The following is a 22209-nucleotide window of genomic DNA, read 5'->3' on the forward strand; positions in this document are numbered from 1 at the left end:
AGGGTGGTCCGCCCGGCTCGAAGCCCCCTCGAAGCGGGCTCGGCCGACGGGCGTGGAGCCGTGCCGCTTCCCGTGCGCTTCGGATCCGATTGACAACATGAATCTAATTCTGAGAAGTTAGATTCATGAATCTATCTCGCCTCGTGGTGCTGGGACTGCTGGAGAGCGGCGGGCCGCAGCACGGTCACGAGATCCGCAGACAGGCCGAGCGCAGCAACGTCCAGACCTGGGGAGGCGTCAGCATCGGTGCGCTGCACCGGGAGCTGAAGACGATGGAGACGCATGGCTTCGTCGAGGCCGTTCGCACCGAGCAGGTGGGGCGCCGCCCGGTGCGGACCGTCTACCGGATCACCGACGACGGCCGGTCCGAGTTGCACGCACTCCGGGAGAAGGCCGTCGCTCAGCTGCACTTCGGCCCGGACCCGCTGGGCGTCGCCCTGCTCTTCGGCCGAGTCGGGGACCGCGCTGAGATGCTCGCGCTGCTCGGCTCGCGGCGCGAGCTGCTCGCCACCAGTCGCGACGGCGTGGCCGCCGAATGCCGGCGCCTCACCGAGCAGGGACTGATCACCGACTTCGACGCGGCGATGTTCCACCGCCGGGAGATGCAGCTGGACGCCGAGCTGCGCTGGCTCGAGAAGTTCGAGAAGAACGTGGCCGACATCGTCGACCCGCGGCCCGCCACGGGCGATGAGGGGACCGGGGCGCCGACCGACCGTCAGGCAGACCGGTTCAACGAGGAGCGACCGTGAACATGATCGAAGCGGAAGACCTGTCGAAGACGTACAAGACAAAAAAGAAGGGCGGGGTCCAGGCCGTCACCGGGGTGAGCTTCCACGTCGCGCCGGGCGAGATCGTCGGCTTCCTGGGCCAGAACGGCGCCGGCAAGACCACCACGCTGCGGATGCTCACCACGCTGCTGGAGCCCACTTCCGGCAGTGCCCGCGTCGCAGGCTGCGATCTGCGCAGTGACCCGCAGGGCGTCCGCCGCAAGATCGGCTACGTCGCACAGTCCGGTGGCACGTCCCCTGCGGCCACCGTACGCAGCGAGCTGGTTCTGCAGGGCCGGCTCTACCAGATGTCCCAGGCCGACGCGGTGCGCCGGGCGGACGAGCTGATCGGGGAGCTGGACCTGACCGGCCTGGCGGAGCGCCCGACCATCACCCTCTCCGGCGGCCAGCGCCGCCGTCTGGACATCGCCCTCGGCCTGGCCCACGAGCCCGAGCTGCTCTTCCTCGACGAACCCAGCGCCGCGCTCGACCCGCAGAGCCGCAGCACGCTCTGGGAGCACGTCCGCACGGTCCGGGAGACCCGGGGCACCACCGTCTTCCTGAGTACCCACTACCTGGACGAGGCCGACGCCCTCTGCGACCGGGTGCTGATCATCGACCGCGGCCGGATCGTCGCCGAGGACAGCCCCGCCAACCTCAAGCGCCAGCTGGGACACGACATCGTCACCATCGAGCTGACCGCCGAGGCCGACCGGGCCGAGGCCGCGCTCTCCGCACACCCGGCTGTCCAGGACGTCCGTGCCGACGGCCGGACCCTGCGGCTGACGGTCGAACACAACGACCGTGTGCTGCTGGAGTTCCTGCGCGCGCTCGACGGCGTCAACGCGGAACCGACCTCCATCCAGGTCGTCCGCCCGACGCTGGACGACGTCTTCCTGTCCATCACCGGCCGCTCGCTGGTCGAGGCGGCCGCGCAGCCCGTGAGTGTCTGAGAGGACCAGTCGTGCAGATCGTCAATGACTCGCTGCTCATCTTCCGGCGGTACATGGACACCACGCTCAAGAGCAAGATGAGCGTCGTCATCGGCATGGTCCAGCCGGTGCTCTACCTGCTGCTGTTCGGCCCGATGCTGGAGAAGGCGCTGCCGAACACACCCGGTCACAACGCCTGGCAGGAGTACGTGCCGGGACTGCTCGTCCAGCTCGGTCTGTTCGGCGCCGGATACGCCGGGTTCAACCTGATCCCGGACATGCGCGCCGGCGTGATCGAGCGCATGCGGGTGACTCCGGTCAGCCGGCTGGCGCTGCTGCTCGGCCGGGTCATGCGGGACGCGGTGGTGATGCTCGTCCAGGCCGCCCTGCTGACCCTGGTCTCCGTGGCGTTCGGACTGCGGGCGCCACTGGTGGGCGTGGTGGCCGGATTCCTGCTGGTCCTGGCACTCGCGATCAGCCTGGCCTCGCTGTCGTACCTGCTGGCGCTGAGCCTTCCCACGGAGTACCTCTTCGCGCCGGTGATCAACACGGTGGTGCTCCCGCTGATGCTGCTCTCCGGCATCCTGCTGCCGATGACGTTCGCGCCGGACTGGCTCTCCGTGCTGTCCCGCCTCAGCCCGTTCCGGTACATCGTCGACGGCATGCGGGACCTCTTCCTCGGGCACTACGCGACCGGCTCGGTGCTCGGCAGCGCCATCGTCGCGGTGGTGCTGGTCGCGGCCTCCCTCGCGCTCGGCACCCGGAAGTTCGTCAAAGCCAACTCCTGATAGCCGGTGAACCACGCCGAAGGCCCCGCTTCGTACCCCTGGGGAAGGGGACGGAGGCGGGGCCTTCGGTTCAAGCTGCCGAGCCCGTTCCCGCGTGGCGAACGCAGGCCGCGAACAGGCTCTGGGGGCCGGTCGGGGGCGGATGAGAGAGGGCCCGCCCGAGTCCTTCCGGCGTCAAATCAAGTGTCAGCCGTTGAGGGACGAGACCTTGGAAGCAAGCGCCGACTTCTTGTTGGCGGCCTGGTTCTTGTGGATGACGCCCTTGGAGACGGCCTTGTCGAGCTGACGCGCGGCAGCGCGCTGGTACTCGACGGCCTTCTCGCGGTCACCCGCGGCAGCGGCCTCACGGGCCTTGCGGATCGCGGTCTTCAGGGAAGACTTGACGGCCTTGTTGCGCAGCCGGGCCTTCTCGTTGGTCTTGTTCCGCTTGATCTGGGACTTGATGTTCGCCACTGATTGAGCCTTTTCAGGTTCAGGCACAGGACCGCACGCGGCCCGTGCCAGGTGATTTCTTGAGGTGCGCCTCGTGCTGAGAGGGCATGAGGCACAGCCACCCACGCTACCAGTGGCCATGCCTACGGCCCAAAACGGTCCCAGGTCCCCGCCCATGGGACGATGGAGCCTACGTAACGATCCGACCCGAGGCATAAGGCGCCTCAAGAGACAGGACCCTGCGTGCCCGCGACCCCTAACAATGTGCCCGAGCCGAGCCGTACCGACCCGGCTCTGATCCGCAATTTCTGCATCATCGCGCACATCGACCACGGCAAGTCCACGCTCGCCGACCGGATGCTCCAGCTGACCGGCGTCGTCGAGCAGCGGCAGATGCGTGCTCAGTACCTCGACCGGATGGACATCGAGCGCGAGCGCGGCATCACGATCAAGTCCCAGGCGGTGCGGTTGCCGTGGGCTCCCACCCACGACAAGAACCACACGCACATCCTCAACATGATCGACACCCCGGGGCACGTCGACTTCACGTACGAGGTCTCGCGGTCGCTGGCCGCCTGCGAGGGGACCATCCTCCTCGTCGACGCGGCCCAGGGCATCGAGGCCCAGACCCTCGCCAACCTCTACCTGGCGATGGAGAACGACCTCACGATCATCCCCGTACTGAACAAGATCGACCTGCCGGCGGCGCAGCCCGAGAAGTTCGCCGAGGAGCTCGCCAACCTGGTCGGCTGCGACCCCACCGACGTGCTCCGGGTCTCCGCGAAGACCGGTGTCGGCGTGGACGCGCTGCTCGACAAGGTGGTGGCGGAGGTCCCGGCGCCGGTCGGCGTCGCGGACGCCCCGGCCCGCGCGATGATCTTCGACTCCGTCTACGACTCCTACCGCGGCGTCGTGACGTACGTGCGTGTCATCGACGGCCAGCTCAACAAGCGCGAGCGCATCAGGATGATGTCGACCGGCGCCACCCACGAGCTGCTGGAGATCGGCACGAACTCGCCGGAGATGCTGGCCGCGGACGGGCTCGGCGTCGGCGAGGTGGGCTACCTCATCACCGGTGTGAAGGACGTCCGCCAGTCCAAGGTCGGTGACACCGTCACCAGCCAGCACAAGGGGGCCACCGACGCGCTCGGCGGCTACAAGGACCCGAAGCCCATGGTCTTCTCCGGTCTGTATCCGCTGGACGGCTCCGACTACCCGGAGCTGCGCGAGGCCCTGGACAAGCTCCAGCTCAACGACGCCGCGCTGGTCTACGAGCCGGAGACCTCCGCCGCCCTCGGCTTCGGCTTCCGCGTCGGCTTCCTGGGCCTGCTCCACCTCGACGTGATCCGCGAACGCCTGGAGCGCGAGTTCGGCCTCGACCTGATCGCCACCGCGCCCAACGTGGTCTACCGCGTGCTGATGGAGGACGGCAGCGAGCACACGGTCACCAACCCCAGCGAGTTCCCCGAGGGCAAGATCAACGACGTGTACGAGCCCGTCGTACGCGCCACGATCCTCGCGCCCACCGAATTCATCGGGTCGATCATGGAGCTGTGCCAGACCCGGCGCGGCACCCTCCTCGGCATGGACTACCTCTCCGAGGACCGCGTCGAGATCCGCTACACGCTGCCGCTCGCGGAGATCGTCTTCGACTTCTTCGACCAGCTGAAGTCGAAGACGCGCGGTTACGCCTCACTGGACTACGAGCCCACCGGCGAGCAGACCTCCAGCCTGGTCAAGGTCGACATCCTGCTGCACGGCGACAAGGTCGACGCCTTCTCCGCGATCACGCACAAGGACGCGGCCTACGCCTACGGTGTGCGGCTCGTCGCCAAGCTGCGCGAACTCATTCCGCGGCAGGCCTTCGAGGTGCCGATCCAGGCCGCCATCGGCTCCCGGGTGATCGCCCGCGAGACCATCCGCGCCATCCGCAAGGACGTCCTCGCCAAGTGCTACGGCGGTGACATCTCCCGTAAGCGCAAGCTGCTCGAGAAGCAGAAGGAGGGCAAGAAGCGAATGAAGATGGTGGGTTCCGTGGAGGTTCCGCAGGAGGCGTTCATCGCGGTGCTCTCCAGCGATGACAGCGCGGGGTCGGGCAAGGCCAAGAAGTAACCAGAGGTAACGACCGGTTGCGCCGTCAAACCGGACACAACAGGGGCTCGTCGTACGAAAATGCGGCGGGCCCCTACGCGTGCGTAACGTCGCTCTCTGTACGAAGTGACAGGCCGCCGCCTCTTACGCACCGGCCGGTCGGGCTCTACTCTGATCTCTGCTCCATAGTTACTCGTGAGTTAAACAACAGCCGCGAGTGAAACCAGCCGCACTGAGCCAGCCGCACTGCCGCGGGCCCCGGAGGATGTCGTGAGCGACACACAGACACTGATCGAGAACCGTCCGCCGAGCGTGGCGACTCTCTTCCTGGAACGCGTTGCCGCCACACCGGACGCCGAGGCGTACCGCTACCCGGTGGCGCCGGCAACCGGTGACGGCCCCGACGGGTGGAAGTCGATGAGCTGGGCGCAGGCCGCCGAGCGGGTCTACGCGATCGCGGCCGGGCTGATCGAGCTGGGCGTGCTGCCCGAGCAGCGCGTCGCGCTCGCCTCCTCGACCCGGGTCGAGTGGCTCCTCGCCGACCTCGGCATCATGTGCGCCGGCGCGGCCACGACCACGGTCTACCCGCAGACCAACGCCGACGAGTCGGCGTTCATCCTCGCCGACTCCGAGAGCCGGGTGCTGATCGCGGAGGACGCGGCCCAGGTCGCCAAGGCGGTCGAGAAGCGGGGCGAGCTGCCCGCTCTCACGCACGTCGTGGTGATCGACGCGGCCGGCGTCGAGACGAGCGACTATGTGCTCACCCTCGCCGAGCTGGAGGCGCGTGGCGCCGCCCGGCTGGAGAAGGACCCCGAGCTGATCAAGGAGCGGGTCGGCGCGATCACCAGGGACCAGCTCGCCACCCTCATCTACACCTCCGGCACCACCGGCCGCCCCAAGGGCGTGCGCCTGCCGCACGACAACTGGTCATACATGGCGAAGGCGATCGCCGCGACCGGGCTGGTCGGCCCGGAGGACGTGCAGTACCTGTGGCTGCCGCTCGCGCACGTCTTCGGCAAGGTGCTCACCTCCGGCCAGATCGAGGTCGGCCACGTCACCGCCGTCGACGGCCGCGTGGACAAGATCATCGAGAATCTGCCGGTCGTGCAGCCGACGTACATGGCGGCCGTCCCGCGCATCTTCGAGAAGGTCTACAACGGGGTCGCGGCCAAGGCGAAGGCCGGCGGCGGCGCCAAGTACAAGATCTTCCAGTGGGCCGCGGGGGTCGCCCGCGAGTACGCCAAGGCCTCCCAGGACAACTTCCGGCGCACCGGCACGCCGTCCGTCCCGTTCGGGCTCGCCGCCAAGCACAGGGCGGCCGACGCCCTCGTCTTCGCCAAGATCCGCGAGGCGTTCGGCGGCAACCTCCGCGCCTGCGTCTCCGGCTCGGCCGCGCTCGCCCCGGAGATCGGCTACTTCTTCGCCGGCGCCGGCATCCACATCCTCGAGGGCTACGGCCTCACGGAGTCCTCGGCCGCCTCCTTCGTCAACCCGGGCGAGGCGTACCGCACCGGCACGGTCGGCAAGCCGCTGCCCGGCACGGAGGTGCGCATCGCCGACGACGGCGAGATCCTGCTGCGCGGCCCCGGCATCATGGAGGGCTACCACGGCCTGCCCGAGAAGACGGCCGAGGTGCTGGAGTCGGACGGCTGGTTCCACACCGGCGACATCGGCGAGCTGTCCCCGGACGGCTACCTGCGCATCACCGACCGCAAGAAGGACCTCATCAAGACGTCCGGCGGCAAGTACATCGCGCCGGCCGAGGTCGAGGGCCAGTTCAAGGCCGTGTGCCCGTACGTGTCCAACATCCTGGTGCACGGCGCCGACCGGAACTTCTGCACCGCGCTGATCGCGCTCGACGAGCCGTCGCTCCTCGAGTGGGCCAAGGACAACGGCCTGGAGGGCAAGTCCTACGCCGAGGTCGTCGCCGAGCCAGCCACGGTCGCCCTGATCGAGGGCTATGTGAAGGAGCTCAACGAGGGGCTGCAGCGCTGGCAGACCATCAAGAAGTTCCGCCTGCTGCCGCGGGACCTCGATGTGGAGCACGGTGAGATCACGCCGAGCCTGAAGCTGAAGCGGCCGGTCGTCGAGCGGGAGTACAAGCACCTGATCGACGAGATGTACGCCGGCACGCGGGAGGCGTAGACGAAGGGCGGGGTCAGCCCGGGCGGCCTCTGCCCACCAGCTCACGGATCTCCCGGATCCGGACACGCAGCGTGTCCAGGTCCGGGGGGTCCTCGCTGTTCAGTTCCGCCTCCAGCTCCGCCAGCCTGCCGCCCGCCTCGCCGCAGTCCGCCCTGGTGTCCGCCACCTCCTGTGCGAGCAGACGCTCCAGCTGGAGGTTCTTGCGGTGCAGGTCGAGGAAGACGCTGACCTTCGCCCTGAGCACCCACGGGTCGAAGGGCTTGGTCAGGTAGTCCGCGGCCCCCGTGGCGTAGCCGCGGAAGGCGTAGCCCGAATCGTCGTCCGCGCCGGTCAGGAAGATGATCGGCACGTCCTTGGTCTGGTCGAGCCGTTTGATGTTCGCGGCCGTCTCGAACCCGTCCATGCCGGGCATGCGTACGTCGAGCAGGACGAGGGCGAAGTGCTGCCGCAGCAGCGCCTTCATCGCCTCCTCGCCCGAACGTGCGCGTACCAGTGGCTCGTTGAGGGACCCCAGGACGGCCTCCAGCGCGATCAGGTTGTCCTCCATGTCGTCCACGAGGAGGATGCTGGCGCGCTCGTCGGTCGTTGCCTCAGCGCTCATGGTGACTGTGCCTCATGATTCGGTCGTCGGCGGAACCGCGGCTTCCGCACCTGCCCCGGGTTCTGACGCAACGGTCTCGATGGTGCCGTCCACGCCCTCGGGGTCCAGGAGTGCGCACACCACTGTCAGCAGGAGATCGACGTCCACCGGCTTCGGTACGTAGTCGTTCGCACCTCGGGCGATGGACTTCTCCCGGTCTCCGGGCATCGCCTTCGCGGTCAGGGCGACGATCGGCAGGCCGGTCCAGCGGGGGGTGCGGCGGATGGCGGCGATGGTCTCGTAGCCGTCCATCTCCGGCATCATGATGTCCATCAGGACGAGTTCGACATCCGGGTTGCGTTCCAGGGTCTCGATGCCCTCGCGGCCGTTCTCCGCGTACAGGACCGGCATGCCGACCCGGCCGAGGACATGGGTCAGGGCGAAGACGTTGCGGATGTCGTCGTCGACGATCAGCACCCGCCGCCCCGGCAGCACCTGACCGGCCCGGCCCGTCTTCCACTCCTCGAGCTTGGTGGGCGTCGGCCAGGAGTCGTCCGCGTCGTGCGAGGCGGTGAACGGCTCGGTCGACAGCTGCTGGGGCACCGGCAGCGAGCGCTCCTCGGAGACCGGTCCGGTCGCCGCGTGGCCGGGGCTGACGATGGGGACGTACAGCGTGAACGTGGACCCCTTGCCCGGCTCGCTCTCGGCGACGATACGGCCGCCGAGCAGGCCCGCGATCTCCCGGCTGATGGACAGGCCGAGGCCCGTGCCGCCGTACTTGCGATTGGTGGTGCCGTCGGCCTGCTGGAACGCCTCGAAGATCACCGGCAGCTTCTCGGCGGCGATGCCGATGCCGGTGTCGGAGACCGCGAAGGCGATCACGTCCTCCCCCTCGTGGAGGTGGACGTGATCGGGGTCCTTGATCCGGTTCACCCGCAGCTCGACCCGGCCCGTCGCGGTGAACTTGATCGCGTTGGACAGCAGATTGCGCAGGATCTGCTGGAGGCGCTGCTCGTCGGAGTACATCTCGCGCGGCACGTCCTCGCCGACCGACACCTCGAAGGCGAGCCCCCGGTCGAGGGTGAGCGGCCGGAAGGTGGCGTGCACGTAGTCGAGCAGCTTGATCAGTGGCAGCTTCTTCGGGCGTACGTCCATCCGGCCGGCCTCGATCTTCGACAGGTCCAGGATGTCGTTGATCAGCTGGAGCAGGTCCGAGCCCGAACGGTGGATCGTCGTCGCGAACTGCACCTCCTGGTCGGTGAGATGGCCGTCCGGGTTGTCGGACAGCAGCCGGGCCAGGATCAGCAGGGAGTTCAGCGGCGTCCGCAGCTCGTGCGACATGTTCGCCAGGAACTCCGACTTGTACTGGGAGCTGGTGGCCAGCAGGGCCGCCTTCTCCTCCAGTTCGGCGTTCGAGCGCTGCAACTCCGCCTGCTGCATCTGGAGTTCGTCCGAGCGCTCCTGGAGCTGCATGGCCAGCCGCTGCGACTCGCCGAGCAGGGACTCCGTACGGGAGTTGGCGATGATCGTGTTGATGGCGACGGCGATGGTGTTGACGAACTGGTCGAAGAAGGCGAGGTGCACATCGGAGAAGCGGGAGAAGGACGCCAGCTCGATCACGCCGAGGAGCTTGTCCTCGAAGAGGATCGGGATGATGACGACGCTCGTGGGGGCCGCCTCGCCGAGCCCGCTGTTGATCTTGATGTAGTCCGGCGGTGCCTCCTCCACGAGGATCCGCTTCTTCTCCCGGGCCGCCTGCTGCACCAGCCCGTGCACCGGAAGGCCGCCCGTCTCGACGGTCGCCCCCTGCGCCGAGCCGTACCCGGCGATGAAGGCGAGCCCCTTCGCGGGTACGGAGGTGCGCAGCGAGGTGCTGTCCTCGCCCGGGTCGGCCAGGAAGAACGCGCCGTACTGGGCGTTCACCAGCGGGGTCAGCTCGCGCAGCAGCAGGTCGGCGACCTCCATCAGATCGCGGTGGCCCTGCATCAGGGCGGCGAGCCGGGCCAGGTTGGACTCCAGCCAGTCCTTGGCGCGGGTCGTCTCGCGGAGGTTGGACACCATCAGGTTGATGTTGTCCTTCAGCTCGGCGACCTCGCCGCGCGTCTCGACCGTGATCGAGCGGGACATGTCGCCCTGGGCCACGGCGGAGGCGACCTCGGCGATCGCGCGGACCTGGGTGGTCAGGTTCGACGCGAGCTCGTTCACGTTCGTCGTCAGCCGCTTCCAGGTGCCGTACACACCCTCGACCCGTGCCTGGCCGCCGAGTTGGCCCTCTGAGCCGACCTCGCGGGCGACGCGGGTGACCTCGGAGGAGAAGGAGGAGAGCGTGTCGACCATGGTGTTGATGGCGGTCTTCAGCTCCAGGATCTCGCCGCGGGCGTCCACGTCGATCTTCTTGGAGAGGTCGCCGTTGGCGACGGCCGTGGTCACCTGGGCGATGTTGCGCACCTGCGAAGTGAGGTTGTCGGCCATGTAGTTGACGTTGTCGGTCAGGTCCCGCCACACGCCGGAGACGCCGAGGACCTGGGCGCGGCCGCCGAGCCGGCCGTCGGTGCCGACCTCGCGGGCCACACGGGTCACCTCGTCGGCGAACGCGCGCAGCTGCTGCACCATCGTGTTGACGGTGTCCTTCAGCTCCAGGATCTCGCCGCGGGCGTCGACGGTGATCTTCTTGGAGAGGTCGCCGTTGGCGACGGCCGTGGTCACCTGGGCGATGTTGCGGACCTGCGACGTCAGGTTCAGCGCCATGAAGTTGACGTTGTCGGTGAGGTCCTTCCAGACGCCGGAGACGCCCCGCACCTGCGCCTGGCCGCCGAGGTTTCCCTCGGTGCCGACCTCGCGGGCGACGCGGGTGACCTCGTCGGCGAAGGCGGAGAGCTGGTCGACCATGGTGTTGATCGTCGACTTCAGCTCCAGGATCTCGCCCTTGGCCTCGACCGTGATCTTCTTGCCGAGGTCGCCCTGGGCGACGGCGGTGGACACGAGCGCGATGTTGCGGACCTGCGAAGTGAGGTTGTCCGCCATGAAGTTGACGTTGTCGGTGAGGTCCTTCCAGACGCCGGAGACGCCCCGCACCTGGGCCCGGCCGCCCAGGTTTCCCTCGGTGCCGACCTCGCGGGCGACGCGGGTGACCTCGTCGGCGAAGGCGGAGAGCTGGTCGACCATCGTGTTGATCGTCGACTTCAGCTCCAGGATCTCGCCCTGGGCGTCGACGGTGATCTTCTGGCTCAGGTCGCCGTTGGCGACGGCGGTGGTCACCTGGGCGATGTTGCGCACCTGTGAGGTGAGGTTCGAGGCCATGAAGTTGACGTTGTCGGTGAGGTCCTTCCAGACGCCCGACACACCGCGCACCTGGGCCCGGCCGCCGAGTTGGCCCTCGGTGCCGACCTCGCGGGCAACCCTGGTCACCTCGTCGGCGAAGGCGGACAGCTGGTCGACCATCGTGTTCACGGTCAGCTTCAGTTCGAGCAGCTCACCGGTCGCCTCGACCGTGACCGTGCGGGTCAGGTCGCCGCGGGCCACCGCCGTCGTCACCAGGGCGATGTCACGCACCTGGGCGGTCAGCCGGGACGCCATCGTGTTGACGGCCTCGGTCACGGCCCGCCAACTGCCCGAAAGCCCGGTCACCTTGGCCCGCCCGCCGAGCCGCCCCTCCGTGCCCACCTCCCGCGCGACGCGGGTCACCTCGCCCGTGAACAGCGACAGCTGGTCGACCATCTTGTTCACGGCACGGCCCAGCCGCCGCAGGTCACCGCGTAACTGCCGGCTGCCGTCGTGCAGGTCGACCCGCTGGGTGAGGTCACCGCCCGCCACCGCGTCCAGCACCCGCGTGGCGTTGGCCGCCGGGGCCACCAGGGCGTCCAGGATCTGGTTGACGTCGTTGACCCGGGACGTCCACGCGCCCTGGCCCGGACTGGCCGAGACCCGCTCGTCCAGGCGCCCGTAGCGCACCAACTCCCGCTTCACACGCTGCACTTCCCCGTTGAAGTGCGTGCTCCGGTCCGCGATCTGGTTGAAGGCCGCCGTCAGTTCGGCCACGATGCCGTGACCTGTCTCGGGGACCTTCGTGAAGTCACCGTCCCGGGCAGCGGTCATCGCGGCGAGCAGCGTGCGCAGCTCCGATGCTCGGACCTGTTCCGCTTTTTGTCCGTCTTCGAGCGCACGTGTAGCACTGTTCTCACTCATGGCGGCCCACTTCGGTAACTCGGCGCTTATGGGCGTGGTCAGTCTGTCACTCTGTCGGCATCGACTGAGGCGTATTCGTCCGAACCGCTCGGGGAGCTGTCCATGGGGGCCATTCCGACGCAACGGGAGACCGCTTCCTGTGCCTGCGGGGCGCCGGTGCATGGGCGCACGACCGCACACGGAGGCGCAGAACCCTGCGCGCAGGCGGGCACGACGCTCCCCGGAGGCCCCCTCGCGCCCGGGTCCGCCCGCGCGCTCGTCCGGGCCGCGGCCGCCGAGTGGACCGAGGCATGTCTGCCCGGCGCCGACCGCCTCACCGACCGTCTCGTCGACGACGCCGTGCTCGTCGTGAGCGAACTCGTCACCAACGCCGTCGTGCACGCGGGCACCGAGGTCGTGCTGGAGTGCCGGCTGGAACAGGACGCCGGGGCGCTGGTCGTGGAGGTCGCCGACCACCACCCCTCCCGCGCGCCCCGCGACGCGGAGGCCGAAGGGCCGTACGAGACACTGGAGTACGGCCGCGGACTGCGCCTCGTCGCCACGCTCGCCGAAGCCTGGGGCGTCACCTTCCGCAAGGGCACGAAGACGGTGTGGGCGCGGCTGACCGCCGAGGCGCGCCCGGCCGGGGGCCCGGAGGCGTTCGGCGGCCGGCTCACCCTGGAGCGCGGACTGCGCGCCGCGGAGATCCTCGCGCCCGACCCGCAGCGCGCCGAGCGCGACCGGGACTGGCTGCACCGCGGCGCCCTGTCCTTCCTCGCCGAGGCGTCGGACCTGCTCGCCGGGCAGCTCGACGAGAACCTGGTCGCCGCGCTCGCCGGGCAGCTGATCGTGCCGCGGCTCGCCGACTGGTGCGCGGTGTGGCTGGAGGACGAGGCCATGGGCCGCGGCTGGGCCGACGGCACGGCGGGGGCCGGCCCCCGGCTCGCCCGGGTCTGGCACGGCAGCGAGAACCGCATCGAGGAGCTGCGCCGGTCGCTGGAGAAGGACCCGCCGCTCCCCACCGAAACGTTACGGTCCGGGCCCGTGCCGCACCCTTGGCCCGGCGAGGCGCTCGGGGTGCGCGACGAGCACGGAGCGGCGCTCGCCTACCGCCTGATCGCGGGCGGCCGCCCGCTCGGCACCCTCGTCATCGGACGGGCCGGGCTGCTGCGTTTCCCCGACGAGGTCACCGGGCTGGTCGAGGACCTCAGCCGCCGGGTGGCGCTGGCCATCGGCGCGGCACGGCAGTACGCCCGCCAGGCCACCATCAGCCAGGTGCTCCAGCGCGGGCTGCTGCCCGCCGCCGTCGCCGAGATCCCCGGTGTGCGCAGCGCCCTCGTCTACGAGCCGTGCGACAAGGGCGGCCCCAGCGGCGACTTCTACGACCTCTTCCCGGCCGGCGACGGCCGCTGGTGCTTCGCCGTCGGCGACGTCCAGGGGAAGGGCCCGGAGGCCGCCGTGGTCATCGGCCTGGCCCGCCCCTGGCTGCGCCTGCTCGCGCGCGAGGGCTACCGCGTCGCCGACGTCCTCGACCGCCTCAACCGGCTGCTCCTCGACGACGCCACGGAGGCCGCGGACGCCGCCGCCCGGGCCCTGGTCAGGCCGCCCGCCCCCGGCGACGGCCCGCAGACCCGTTTCCTGTCCCTCCTCTACGGCGAGCTGACGCCCTTCGACGGCGGAATCCGCTGCACCCTCGCGTCCGCCGGCCACCCGCTCCCGCTGCTGCTCGGCCCCGGCGGGGACGTCCGTACGGCCGCGCTCCCGCAGACCCTCCTCGGGGTCGTCGAGGACGAGACGTACACCAGCGAGACCTTCGAGCTGCGGCACGGCGACAGCCTGCTGTGCGTCACGGACGGGGTGACCGAGCGCCGCGACGGCTCCCGCATGTTCGACGACGCCGACGGGCTCGCGGACGCCCTCGCCGGATGCGCGGGCCTGAGCGCGCAGCTGATCGCGGAGCGCATCCGGCGACTGGTGCACGAGTTCGGCGGGAAGCCGCCGGAGGACGACCTGGCGCTGCTGGTGCTGCAGGCGGAGTGAGCACGCGGGACCGGCCCCGGCCCGCGTGCTGGACAATGGGAGGCATGCCATCCGCACTTCCCGACGGCGAGCCGGTCCCCGCCGACGGCACCCTGCCCGCGTCCGCGCTCGCCGCGTCCGCCGACCGCCCCCTCGGGTTCTACCTGCACGTCCCGTACTGCGCGACCCGCTGCGGCTACTGCGACTTCAACACCTACACCGCCACCGAGCTGCGCGGCACGGGCGGCGTCCTCGCCTCCCGCGACAACTACGCGGACACCCTGGCCGACGAGGTCCGCCTGGCCCGCAAGGTCCTCGGCGACGACCCGCGCCCGGTCCGCACGGTCTTCGTGGGCGGCGGCACCCCCACGCTGCTGGCCGCGGGCGATCTCGTACGGATGCTGGGCGCGATCCGCGACGAGTTCGGCCTCGCGCCGGACGCCGAGGTCACGACCGAGGCGAACCCGGAGTCGGTCGACCCGGCCTACCTGGCGGTCCTGCGCGAGGGCGGCTTCAACCGGATCTCCTTCGGCATGCAGAGCGCGCGGCAGCACGTACTGAAGGTCCTCGACCGCACCCACACCCCGGGCCGCCCGGAGGAGTGCGTGGCGCAGGCCCGCGCGGCCGGCTTCGAGCACGTCAACCTGGACCTGATCTACGGCACGCCGGGGGAGTCCGACGACGACTGGCGGGCGTCGCTCCAGGCGGCGATCGGCGCGGGCCCGGACCATGTGTCGGCGTACGCCCTGATCGTCGAGGAGGGCACCCAGCTGGCCCGGCGCATCCGCCGCGGCGAGATCCCGATGACGGACGACGACGTCCACGCGGACCGGTACCTGATCGCGGAGGACGTCCTGTCCGCGGCCGGCTTCGACTGGTACGAGGTCTCCAACTGGGCCACCGGTCCCGAGGCCCGCTGCCTGCACAACGAGCTGTACTGGCGCGGCGCCGACTGGTGGGGTGCGGGCCCCGGCGCACACTCGCACGTCGGCGGGGTGCGCTGGTGGAACGTCAAGCACCCCGGCGCGTACGCCGCGGCACTGGCGCAGGGCCGCTCCCCGGGCGCCGGCCGCGAACTCCTCTCGGAGGAGGACCGCCGTGTGGAACGCATCCTGCTGGAGCTGCGGCTGCGGGAGGGGGTGCCGCTGGATCTGCTCCGGAAGGAGGGACGGGCGGCTTCCCGGCGGGCACTGGCGGACGAACTGCTGCAGAAGGGCCCGTACGAGGAGGGGCGTGCGGTGCTGACGCTGCGGGGGCGGCTGCTGGCGGACGCGGTGGTCAGGGACCTGGTGGACTGATCGTCGCGCGGGCATGGGCGCGGGGCGGCGGGCGACGGCCCGCCGCTGCCGGCTCAGCCGGCCGGAGCCGTGACGAAGTCGATCAGTTCCTCGACCCGGCCCAGCAGTTCCGGCTCCAGGTCCTTGTAGGAACCCACCCGCTTCAGGATCGCCTGCCACACCGCGCCGGTGTTCTCCGAGGGCCAGCCCAGCGCGCGGCACACGCCCGTCTTCCAGTCCTGGCCGTGGGGGACGCGCGGCCAGGCGTCGATGCCGAGGGCGGCCGGCTTCACCGCCTCCCAGATGTCGATGTACGGGTGGCCGACGACGAGCGCGTGCTCGCTCGTCACCGACTCCGCGATCCGCCACTCCTTCGTGCCGGGCACGAGGTGGTCCACCAGCACCCCCAGCCGCGCGTCCGGACCCGGCGCGAATTCGGCCACGATCGACGGCAGGTCGTCGACGCCCCCCAGGTACTCCACGACCACGCCCTCGACGCGCAGGTCGTCGCCCCAGACCTTCTCCACCAGTTCGGCGTCGTGGCGGCCCTCCACGTAGATCCGCCCGGCGCGAGCCACGCGCGCGCGTGCGCCGGGGACCGCGACCGAACCGGAAGCCGTACGGGAGGGCCGTGCCGGAGCGGACGACGACGGCCGTACGAGTGTCACCACCCGGCCCTCCAGCAGGAACCCCCGCGGCTCCAGCGGGAACACCCGGTGCTTGCCGAATCGGTCCTCCAGCGTCACCGTGCCCGCCTCGCAGCGGATCACCGCGCCGCAGAATCCGGTGCCGGGCTCCTCGACCACCAGACCCGGCTCGGCCGCCACCTCAGGGACCGGCTTGGGCTTCTTCCACGGCGGGGTGAGGTCGGCGGAGTACGAACGAGGGCGCGGGCCCGAAGGGCCCCCGTTGGAAGGGCGGTGGCGGGAGACGGGTGGGCGCATTCGGATGACGATAGGAGAACCGGCCGGGCGGCGGTTACGACACGCCGAAACGCGCCGCCAGCCCGTCACGCTGCGCCCGCACGAACCGCGCGTCCACCACCGCTCCGTGACCGGGCACGTACAGCGCGTCCTCGCCGCCCAGCGCGAGCAGCCGGTCGAGCGCGGCCGGCCAGTGCGACGGCACGGCGTCGGGACCGGCCTGCGGCTCGCCGGACTCCTCGACCAGGTCGCCGCAGAAGACCACCTCGGGCGAGCCCGGCACCAGCACCGCCAGGTCGTGGGCCGTGTGGCCGGGGCCCACGTTCGCCAGCAGGACCTGCCGGCCGCCGCCCAGGTCGAGGGTCCACTCACCGGAGACGTGGTGCCGGGGAGCGGTCAGCGCGTCCACCGCCTCCTCGGCCGCGTCCGCGTCCAGACCGTTGGCCACCGCGTCCGACCGCAGCTCCTCGCGCGCGTGCCGTGCCTCGAACAGCGCGTCCATGCCCACCGCGCCGTACACCTCCGTGCCCGCGAACGCCGCCGCCCCGAAGACATGGTCGAAGTGCGGATGCGTGAGGGCGAGATGGGTCACACGGTGACCGGCGAGCTCCTGCGCCTCGGTGCGCAACCGCGTGCCCTCCGCGAGGCTCGAGCCCGCGTCGATCAGGAGCGCCGTGTCCTCGCCCACGACCAGCCCCGCCGTGCAGTCCCAGTGCGGAAGTCGGCAGCGCCCGACCCCGGCCGCCACTCGCTCCCACCCGAGCTCTTCCCAAGTCACCGTCATACGGCGACGCTAGCGGTACGGGCCGGTCCGGCAGGGACTGCCTTGCCCGGGGCGTACCCCACCGCCGTACACTGGGCCGGGGAACTCTGGCACTCGGATGGACAGAGTGCCAGGCGAAGCGCTCGGGGACGACTTTCTGGAGGTGTGCGCGATGCTGAGTGAACGACGGCTCCAGGTACTGCGCGCCATCGTCCAGGACTACGTCGGCACCGAGGAGCCGGTGGGCTCCAAGGCCCTGACCGAGCGGCACAGCCTCGGGGTCTCCCCGGCCACCGTGCGCAACGACATGGCGGCCCTGGAGGACGAGGGCTACATCGCCCAGCCGCACACCAGCGCCGGGCGCATCCCGACCGACAAGGGCTACCGGCTGTTCGTCGACAAGCTCGCCGGTGTCAAGCCGATGACCGGACCCGAGCGGCGGGCCATCCAGAACTTCCTCGACGGCGCCGTCGACCTGGACGACGTGGTGGCGCGGACCGTGCGGCTGCTCGCGCAGCTGACCCGGCAGGTCGCCGTCGTGCAGTACCCCTCGCTGACCCGCTCGACGGTGCGGCACGTGGAGCTGCTCTCGCTCGCCCCCGCGCGCGTGATGCTCGTGCTGATCACCGACACCGGCCGGGTCGAGCAGCGCATGGTGGACTGCCCGGCCCCGTTCGGGGAGGCCTCGCTCGCGGATCTGCGGGCGCGGCTGAACAGCAGGGTCGCGGGCCGCCGCTTCGCGGACGTCCCGCGACTGGTCGAGGACCTGCCCGAAGGCTTCGACGTCGAGGACCGGGGTACCGTCTCGACGGTGCTCTCCACCCTCCTGGAGACACTCGTCGAGGAGAACGAGGAGCGGCTGATGATCGGCGGCACCGCCAATCTGACCCGCTTCGGACATGACTTCCCCCTCACCATCCGCCCCGTCCTGGAGGCGCTCGAGGAGCAGGTCGTGCTCCTCAAGTTGCTTGGGGAGGCCGGAGATTCGGGCATGACCGTACGCATCGGTCATGAGAACGCCTACGAGGGACTCAACTCCACTTCTGTGGTGTCGGTGGGCTACGGTTCGGGCGGCGAGGCAGTCGCCAAGCTCGGCGTGGTCGGACCGACCCGCATGGACTACCCGGGAACGATGGGAGCGGTACGCGCAGTGGCACGGTACGTCGGACAGATCCTGGCGGAGTCGTAAGTGGCCACGGACTACTACGCCGTTCTAGGCGTGCGCCGCGACGCGTCGCAGGAAGAGATCAAGAAGGCCTTCCGGCGGCTCGCCCGCGAGCTGCACCCGGACGTCAATCCGGACCCGAAGACCCAGGAGCGGTTCAAGGAGATCAACGCCGCCTACGAGGTGCTCTCCGACCCGCAGAAGAAGCAGGTCTACGACCTCGGCGGCGACCCGCTCTCGCAGGCGGGCGGCGGAGGCGCGGGCGGCTTCGGCGCCGGTGGCTTCGGCAACTTCTCCGACATCATGGACGCCTTCTTCGGCACGGCGTCGCAGCGCGGTCCGCGCTCGCGCACCCGCCGGGGTCAGGACGCCATGATCCGGCTGGAGATCGAGCTCGACGAGGCGGCCTTCGGCACGACCAAGGACATCCAGGTCGACACGGCGATCGTCTGCTCCACCTGCAACGGTGAGGGCGCGGCGCCGGGCACCACCGCCCAGACGTGCGACATGTGCCGCGGCCGCGGTGAGGTCTCGCAGGTCACCCGGTCCTTCCTGGGCCAGGTCATGACCTCGCGGCCGTGCCCGCAGTGCCAGGGCTTCGGCACCGTGGTCCCCTCTCCCTGCCCGGAGTGCGCGGGCGACGGCCGGGTCCGCTCCCGCCGCACGCTCACGGTCAAGATCCCGGCCGGTGTGGACAACGGCACCCGCATCCAGCTCGCGGGCGAGGGCGAGGTCGGCCCCGGCGGCGGCCCCGCCGGCGACCTCTACGTCGAGATCCACGAGCTGCCGCACTCGACCTTCCAGCGGCGCGGCGACGACCTGCACTGCACGGTGACGATCCCGATGACCGCGGCGGCCCTCGGGACCAAGGTCCCGCTGGAGACGCTGGACGGCATGGAGGAGGTCGACATCCGGCCCGGCACCCAGTCCGGCCAGTCGATCCCGCTGCACGGCCGGGGCGTGACGCACCTGCGGGGCGGCGGCCGGGGCGACCTCATCGTGCACGTCGAGGTGCAGACCCCGAACAAGCTCGACCCCGACCAGGAGCGGCTCCTGCGCGAACTGGCCAAGCTGCGCGGCGAGGAGCGCCCGACCGGGCAGTTCCAACCCGGACAGCAAGGGCTGTTCTCGCGGCTGAAGGACGCGTTCAACGGCCGCTGAGCCACACCCGTCACGGCCGCCCGTACCAAGGGCACGGGCGGCCTCCGCGAAGGGGACGGGTGGATTCGGACTTGTTCGGAGGACGTGACAACATGCCGTCATGTCCTCCGCGCTGACCGGTCTCTTCCCTCATCCGATCGTGCAGGCCCCCATGGCGGGCGGCGTCTCCGTGCCCCATCTCGCGCAGGCCGTGTCCGAGGCGGGCGGGCTGGGGTTCCTGGCCGCCGGGTACAAGACGGCCGACGGCATGTACCAGGAGATCAAACAGCTCCGCGGGCTGACCACCCGCCCCTTCGGCGTGAACCTGTTCCTGCCGCAGCCCGACCACTCCGACCCCGGCGCGGTCGAGATCTACGCCCACCAGCTGGCCGGCGAGGCCGCCTGGTACGAGACCGAGCTCGGCGACCCGGACAGCGGCCGCGACGACGGCTTCGACGTCAAGCTGGCCGTGCTGCTCGACAACCCCGTGCCGGTGGTCTCCTTCCACTTCGGCGTGCCGAGCGGCGAGGTGATCGACTCCCTGCACCGCGTCGGAACCTTCACCATGGTCGCCGCGACGACCGCGGAGGAGGCCCTCGCGGTGGAGCGTGCCGGCGCGGACGCGGTGATCGCGCAGGGCGTCGAGGCCGGCGGCCACCAGGGCACGCACCGGGACGTCGCGGAGAACAACGGTGCCGGTATCGGCCTGCTCTCCCTCGTCGCCCAGGTACGCGAGACGGTGGGCATCCCGATCGTCGCCGCCGGCGGCATCATGCGCGGCGGGCAGATCGCCGGGGTGCTGGCGGCGGGCGCGAGCGCGGCCCAGCTCGGCACGGCGTTCCTCGCCACCCCGGAGTCCGGTGCGAACGCCGTCCACAAGCAGGCGCTGACCAACCCCCTGTTCGTACGAACGGAGTTGACCCGCGCGTTCAGCGGCCGGCCGGCCCGCGGCCTGGTCAACCGCTTCATGCGCGAGCACGGCCCCTACGCCCCCGCCGCCTACCCGGAGGTCCACCACCTCACCGCACCGCTGCGCAAGAAGGCCGCCGCGTCCGGCGACGCGCAGGGCATGGCGCTGTGGGCGGGGCAGGGCCACCGCATGGCGCGCGAACTTCCGGCCGGTCAGCTGGTGGAGGTCCTCGCCGCCGAGCTCGACGCGGCCAGGACAGCGTTGTCGGCCAAGGGGGACATGCGATGACCGCGCCCGTGTTCGTGATCGACTCGCTGGAGGGCGTGACGGCCGGGACGGTCGTCGAACTCGACGGCCCCGAGGGACGGCACGCGGTGTCCGTACGCCGGCTTCAGCCCGGCGAGGACGTGGTGCTGACGGACGGCCGGGGCCGGGGCGCGGCCGGCGCCGTGGTCCGGACGGAGGGCAAGGACCGGCTGTTCGTCGAGCTCTCCGAGCTGCCGTTCGAACCGGAGCCGGCGCCCCGTATCACCGTCGTCCAGGCCCTGCCCAAGGGCGACCGCGGCGAACTGGCCGTCGAGACGATGACCGAGACCGGCGTCGACGCGATCGTCCCCTGGTCGGCCGCCCGCTGCATCACCCAGTGGAAGGGCGAGCGGGGCCTGAAGGCGCTCGCGAAATGGCGTGCCACGGCCCGCGAGGCGGGCAAGCAGTCCCGCCGGCTGCGCTTCCCGGAGGTCGCGGACGCGGCAACGACCAAGCAGGTTGCCGCGCTTCTGGCCAAAGCCGACTTCGCCGCCGTGCTGCACGAGGACCGCGCGTACACCAGCGAGCCGCTGGCCACCGCCGAACTGCCCGCCGAGGGCGAGATCGTGCTGGTCGTGGGCCCCGAAGGGGGTGTCTCCGAGCAGGAGTTGTCGCTCTTCGAGGAGGCCGGCGCGAAGGCGTACCGGCTCGGGCGTAGCGTGCTGCGTACATCGACCGCGGGTACCGCGGCGACCGCTCTGCTCCTCGGCCGTACCGGCCGCTGGTCCTGAAAGCCCCAGGGGGATCACCGTGGAACTTGCCCAGGTCAGGCTTCTCGTCAGCGACTTCGCCGCCTGCTACCGCTTCTACTGCGAGGTCCTCGGCCTCAAGCCGCAGTCGGGCGCGACCGAGGGGCCGTACGAGAAGTTCAGCCCGGCCACCGGCTCGGCGGGGATCGCCCTTCAGGACCGGTCGATGATGGCCGACGTCCTGAACGAGCTGGGCGACACGGCGACGGGCCACCGCTCCCTGGTGGTCCTGCGGGTCGACGACCTCGACGTCTACTGCGAGCAGATCGCCACCCGCGGCGCGACCCTCCTGCACGGACCGTCCCCCATGACGGAACGCATGCGGGTGGCCCACCTCAAGGACCCCGAGGGCAACTTGGTGGAGCTGCAGGAGTGGCTGCTGCTGCGCGGCTGACCCGGAGCGCACCGGCGTTTTTGTGACCGTATGCGCTCTACCGCCGGACGGCGGCTGGTGGCAGGCTGCCGTCCATGGGGGCGTTGAGGCAGATCTGGCGGCGGCCGCGGGGACGGCGGGTCGCGGCTGCGACGGCCTGTGTGGTGGCCGCCGTGGCCGGGGCCGTGGCATGTGACCCCAATGGGCTGAACTCCGCGTCGGTGGCGTACACGACCGATCAGACCGCGACAGCGGCACTGAAGGCGCAGCACGTCGACGTGCAGTGGCTCAGCTGCACCGCCAACTACGGCAACAACAACCAGGCGTCGAGCCAGGCACCTTCGGCGAGCGCGACCACCATCGCCAACGTCGACTGCCAGGGTCAGACCAAGGACGGGCAGAACATCACCGTCACCGGCAAGGTCACGCGGACCGTCGACGGCGCCTGTGTGCGCGGTGATCTGACCGCCAAGGTCGGCAACAAGGTCTGGTTCCACGTGAGCGGGCTCGGCAACTGCAACGCGACGCCGTCGCCCATCGTCAACAACCCGTCCAACGGGCAGCCGCAGGGCGCCACCGTCACCGTGACGGTCACCAGGACCATCTGGTGCAAGGGCGATCCGCAGTGCTGGCCCGTGGAGGGCAAGTGATCGAAAGGCATGGTTGCGCGAGCCGCGCCTGCCTA

At 70.5% G+C, this 22209-nt stretch carries 18 protein-coding genes; 13 read left to right on the forward strand and 5 right to left on the reverse strand.

Annotated features, from left to right (window positions below; all coding sequences use genetic code 11):
• Window positions 1-125: 125 nt before the first annotated feature.
• The 3 genes from ACIBN2_RS11350 to ACIBN2_RS11360 are packed head-to-tail and all read left to right on the forward strand — an operon-like array spanning window position 126 to window position 2487.
• Complete coding sequence (locus ACIBN2_RS11350) at window positions 126-749, forward strand: PadR family transcriptional regulator (protein ID WP_399134056.1); 624 nt, start codon at window positions 126-128, stop codon at window positions 747-749.
• Between the two features lie 2 nt (window positions 750-751).
• Window positions 752-1720 carry an ATP-binding cassette domain-containing protein gene (locus ACIBN2_RS11355; protein ID WP_399134057.1) on the forward strand — a complete coding sequence of 323 codons (969 nt, stop codon included), beginning with the start codon at window positions 752-754 and terminating at the stop codon, window positions 1718-1720.
• A gap of 11 nt (window positions 1721-1731) precedes the next feature.
• A complete protein-coding gene (locus tag ACIBN2_RS11360) occupies window positions 1732-2487 on the forward strand; it encodes an ABC transporter permease (protein ID WP_399134058.1) in 756 nt (251 codons plus the stop codon).
• A 186-nt stretch (window positions 2488-2673) separates the two neighbouring features.
• Here ACIBN2_RS11360 and rpsT read toward each other — a convergent pair whose 3' ends face one another.
• Window positions 2674-2940, reverse strand: a complete 267-nt coding sequence (gene rpsT / locus ACIBN2_RS11365) for a 30S ribosomal protein S20 (protein ID WP_399134060.1) — start codon at window positions 2938-2940, stop codon at window positions 2674-2676.
• Between the two features lie 222 nt (window positions 2941-3162).
• On the opposite strand from rpsT, the gene lepA reads away from it, so the two are divergent.
• Both lepA and ACIBN2_RS11375 read left to right on the forward strand, forming a co-directional pair.
• Window positions 3163-5031 (forward strand): translation elongation factor 4, encoded by a 1869-nt coding sequence (gene lepA, locus ACIBN2_RS11370; RefSeq protein WP_399134061.1) that lies wholly within the window; start codon window positions 3163-3165, stop codon window positions 5029-5031.
• 249 nt (window positions 5032-5280) lie between these two features.
• Window positions 5281-7155 carry an AMP-dependent synthetase/ligase gene (locus ACIBN2_RS11375; RefSeq protein WP_399134062.1) on the forward strand — a complete coding sequence of 625 codons (1875 nt, stop codon included), beginning with the start codon at window positions 5281-5283 and terminating at the stop codon, window positions 7153-7155.
• Window positions 7156-7168: 13 nt separating this feature from the next.
• On the opposite strand, the gene ACIBN2_RS11380 is transcribed toward ACIBN2_RS11375, so the two are convergent.
• Both ACIBN2_RS11380 and ACIBN2_RS11385 read right to left on the reverse strand, forming a co-directional pair.
• Window positions 7169-7756 carry a two-component system response regulator gene (locus tag ACIBN2_RS11380; protein WP_399134063.1) on the reverse strand — a complete coding sequence of 196 codons (588 nt, stop codon included), beginning with the start codon at window positions 7754-7756 and terminating at the stop codon, window positions 7169-7171.
• Window positions 7757-7768: 12 nt separating this feature from the next.
• Complete coding sequence (locus ACIBN2_RS11385) at window positions 7769-11830, reverse strand: HAMP domain-containing protein (protein ID WP_399134064.1); 4062 nt, start codon at window positions 11828-11830, stop codon at window positions 7769-7771.
• Window positions 11831-12022: 192 nt separating this feature from the next.
• Between ACIBN2_RS11385 and ACIBN2_RS11390 the strand changes: the two genes are divergently transcribed.
• Entirely contained in the window at window positions 12023-13939 is a 1917-nt protein-coding gene (locus ACIBN2_RS11390) for a SpoIIE family protein phosphatase (protein WP_399134065.1), read from the forward strand.
• A 44-nt stretch (window positions 13940-13983) separates the two neighbouring features.
• Window positions 13984-15216, forward strand: coding sequence for a radical SAM family heme chaperone HemW (gene hemW / locus ACIBN2_RS11395; RefSeq protein ID WP_399134066.1), 1233 nt, complete (start codon window positions 13984-13986; stop codon window positions 15214-15216).
• A 53-nt stretch (window positions 15217-15269) separates the two neighbouring features.
• On the opposite strand, the gene ACIBN2_RS11400 is transcribed toward hemW, so the two are convergent.
• Window positions 15270-16139: a DUF3097 domain-containing protein gene (locus ACIBN2_RS11400; protein WP_399134067.1), complete on the reverse strand. Its 870-nt coding sequence runs from the start codon at window positions 16137-16139 to the stop codon at window positions 15270-15272.
• A 34-nt stretch (window positions 16140-16173) separates the two neighbouring features.
• Window positions 16174-16902 carry an MBL fold metallo-hydrolase gene (locus tag ACIBN2_RS11405; RefSeq protein WP_399134068.1) on the reverse strand — a complete coding sequence of 243 codons (729 nt, stop codon included), beginning with the start codon at window positions 16900-16902 and terminating at the stop codon, window positions 16174-16176.
• A gap of 151 nt (window positions 16903-17053) precedes the next feature.
• Here ACIBN2_RS11405 and hrcA point away from each other — a divergent pair, with 151 nt between their 5' ends.
• The 6 genes from hrcA (at window position 17054) to ACIBN2_RS11435 (ending at window position 22174) form a co-directional block, all read left to right on the forward strand.
• Window positions 17054-18070, forward strand: a complete 1017-nt coding sequence (gene hrcA / locus ACIBN2_RS11410) for a heat-inducible transcriptional repressor HrcA (protein ID WP_399134069.1) — start codon at window positions 17054-17056, stop codon at window positions 18068-18070.
• Window positions 18071-19207: a molecular chaperone DnaJ gene (gene dnaJ, locus ACIBN2_RS11415; RefSeq protein ID WP_399134070.1), complete on the forward strand. Its 1137-nt coding sequence runs from the start codon at window positions 18071-18073 to the stop codon at window positions 19205-19207.
• A 100-nt stretch (window positions 19208-19307) separates the two neighbouring features.
• Entirely contained in the window at window positions 19308-20384 is a 1077-nt protein-coding gene (locus tag ACIBN2_RS11420; protein WP_399134071.1) for a nitronate monooxygenase, read from the forward strand.
• Window positions 20381-21133, forward strand: coding sequence for a 16S rRNA (uracil(1498)-N(3))-methyltransferase (locus ACIBN2_RS11425; RefSeq protein WP_399134072.1), 753 nt, complete (start codon window positions 20381-20383; stop codon window positions 21131-21133). Before ACIBN2_RS11420 ends, ACIBN2_RS11425 begins: the two co-directional genes overlap by 4 nt.
• Window positions 21134-21152: 19 nt before the next feature.
• Window positions 21153-21545, forward strand: coding sequence for a VOC family protein (locus ACIBN2_RS11430; RefSeq protein WP_399134073.1), 393 nt, complete (start codon window positions 21153-21155; stop codon window positions 21543-21545).
• 74 nt (window positions 21546-21619) lie between these two features.
• The gene (locus ACIBN2_RS11435; RefSeq protein WP_399134074.1) at window positions 21620-22174 is read left to right on the forward strand and encodes a hypothetical protein; all 555 of its coding nucleotides are present in this window, start codon (window positions 21620-21622) and stop codon (window positions 22172-22174) included.
• Window positions 22175-22209: the final 35 nt, after the last annotated feature.

This window comes from Streptomyces sp. NPDC050534 (genome assembly GCF_044457745.1).
Taxonomy (GTDB): domain Bacteria; phylum Actinomycetota; class Actinomycetes; order Streptomycetales; family Streptomycetaceae; genus Streptomyces.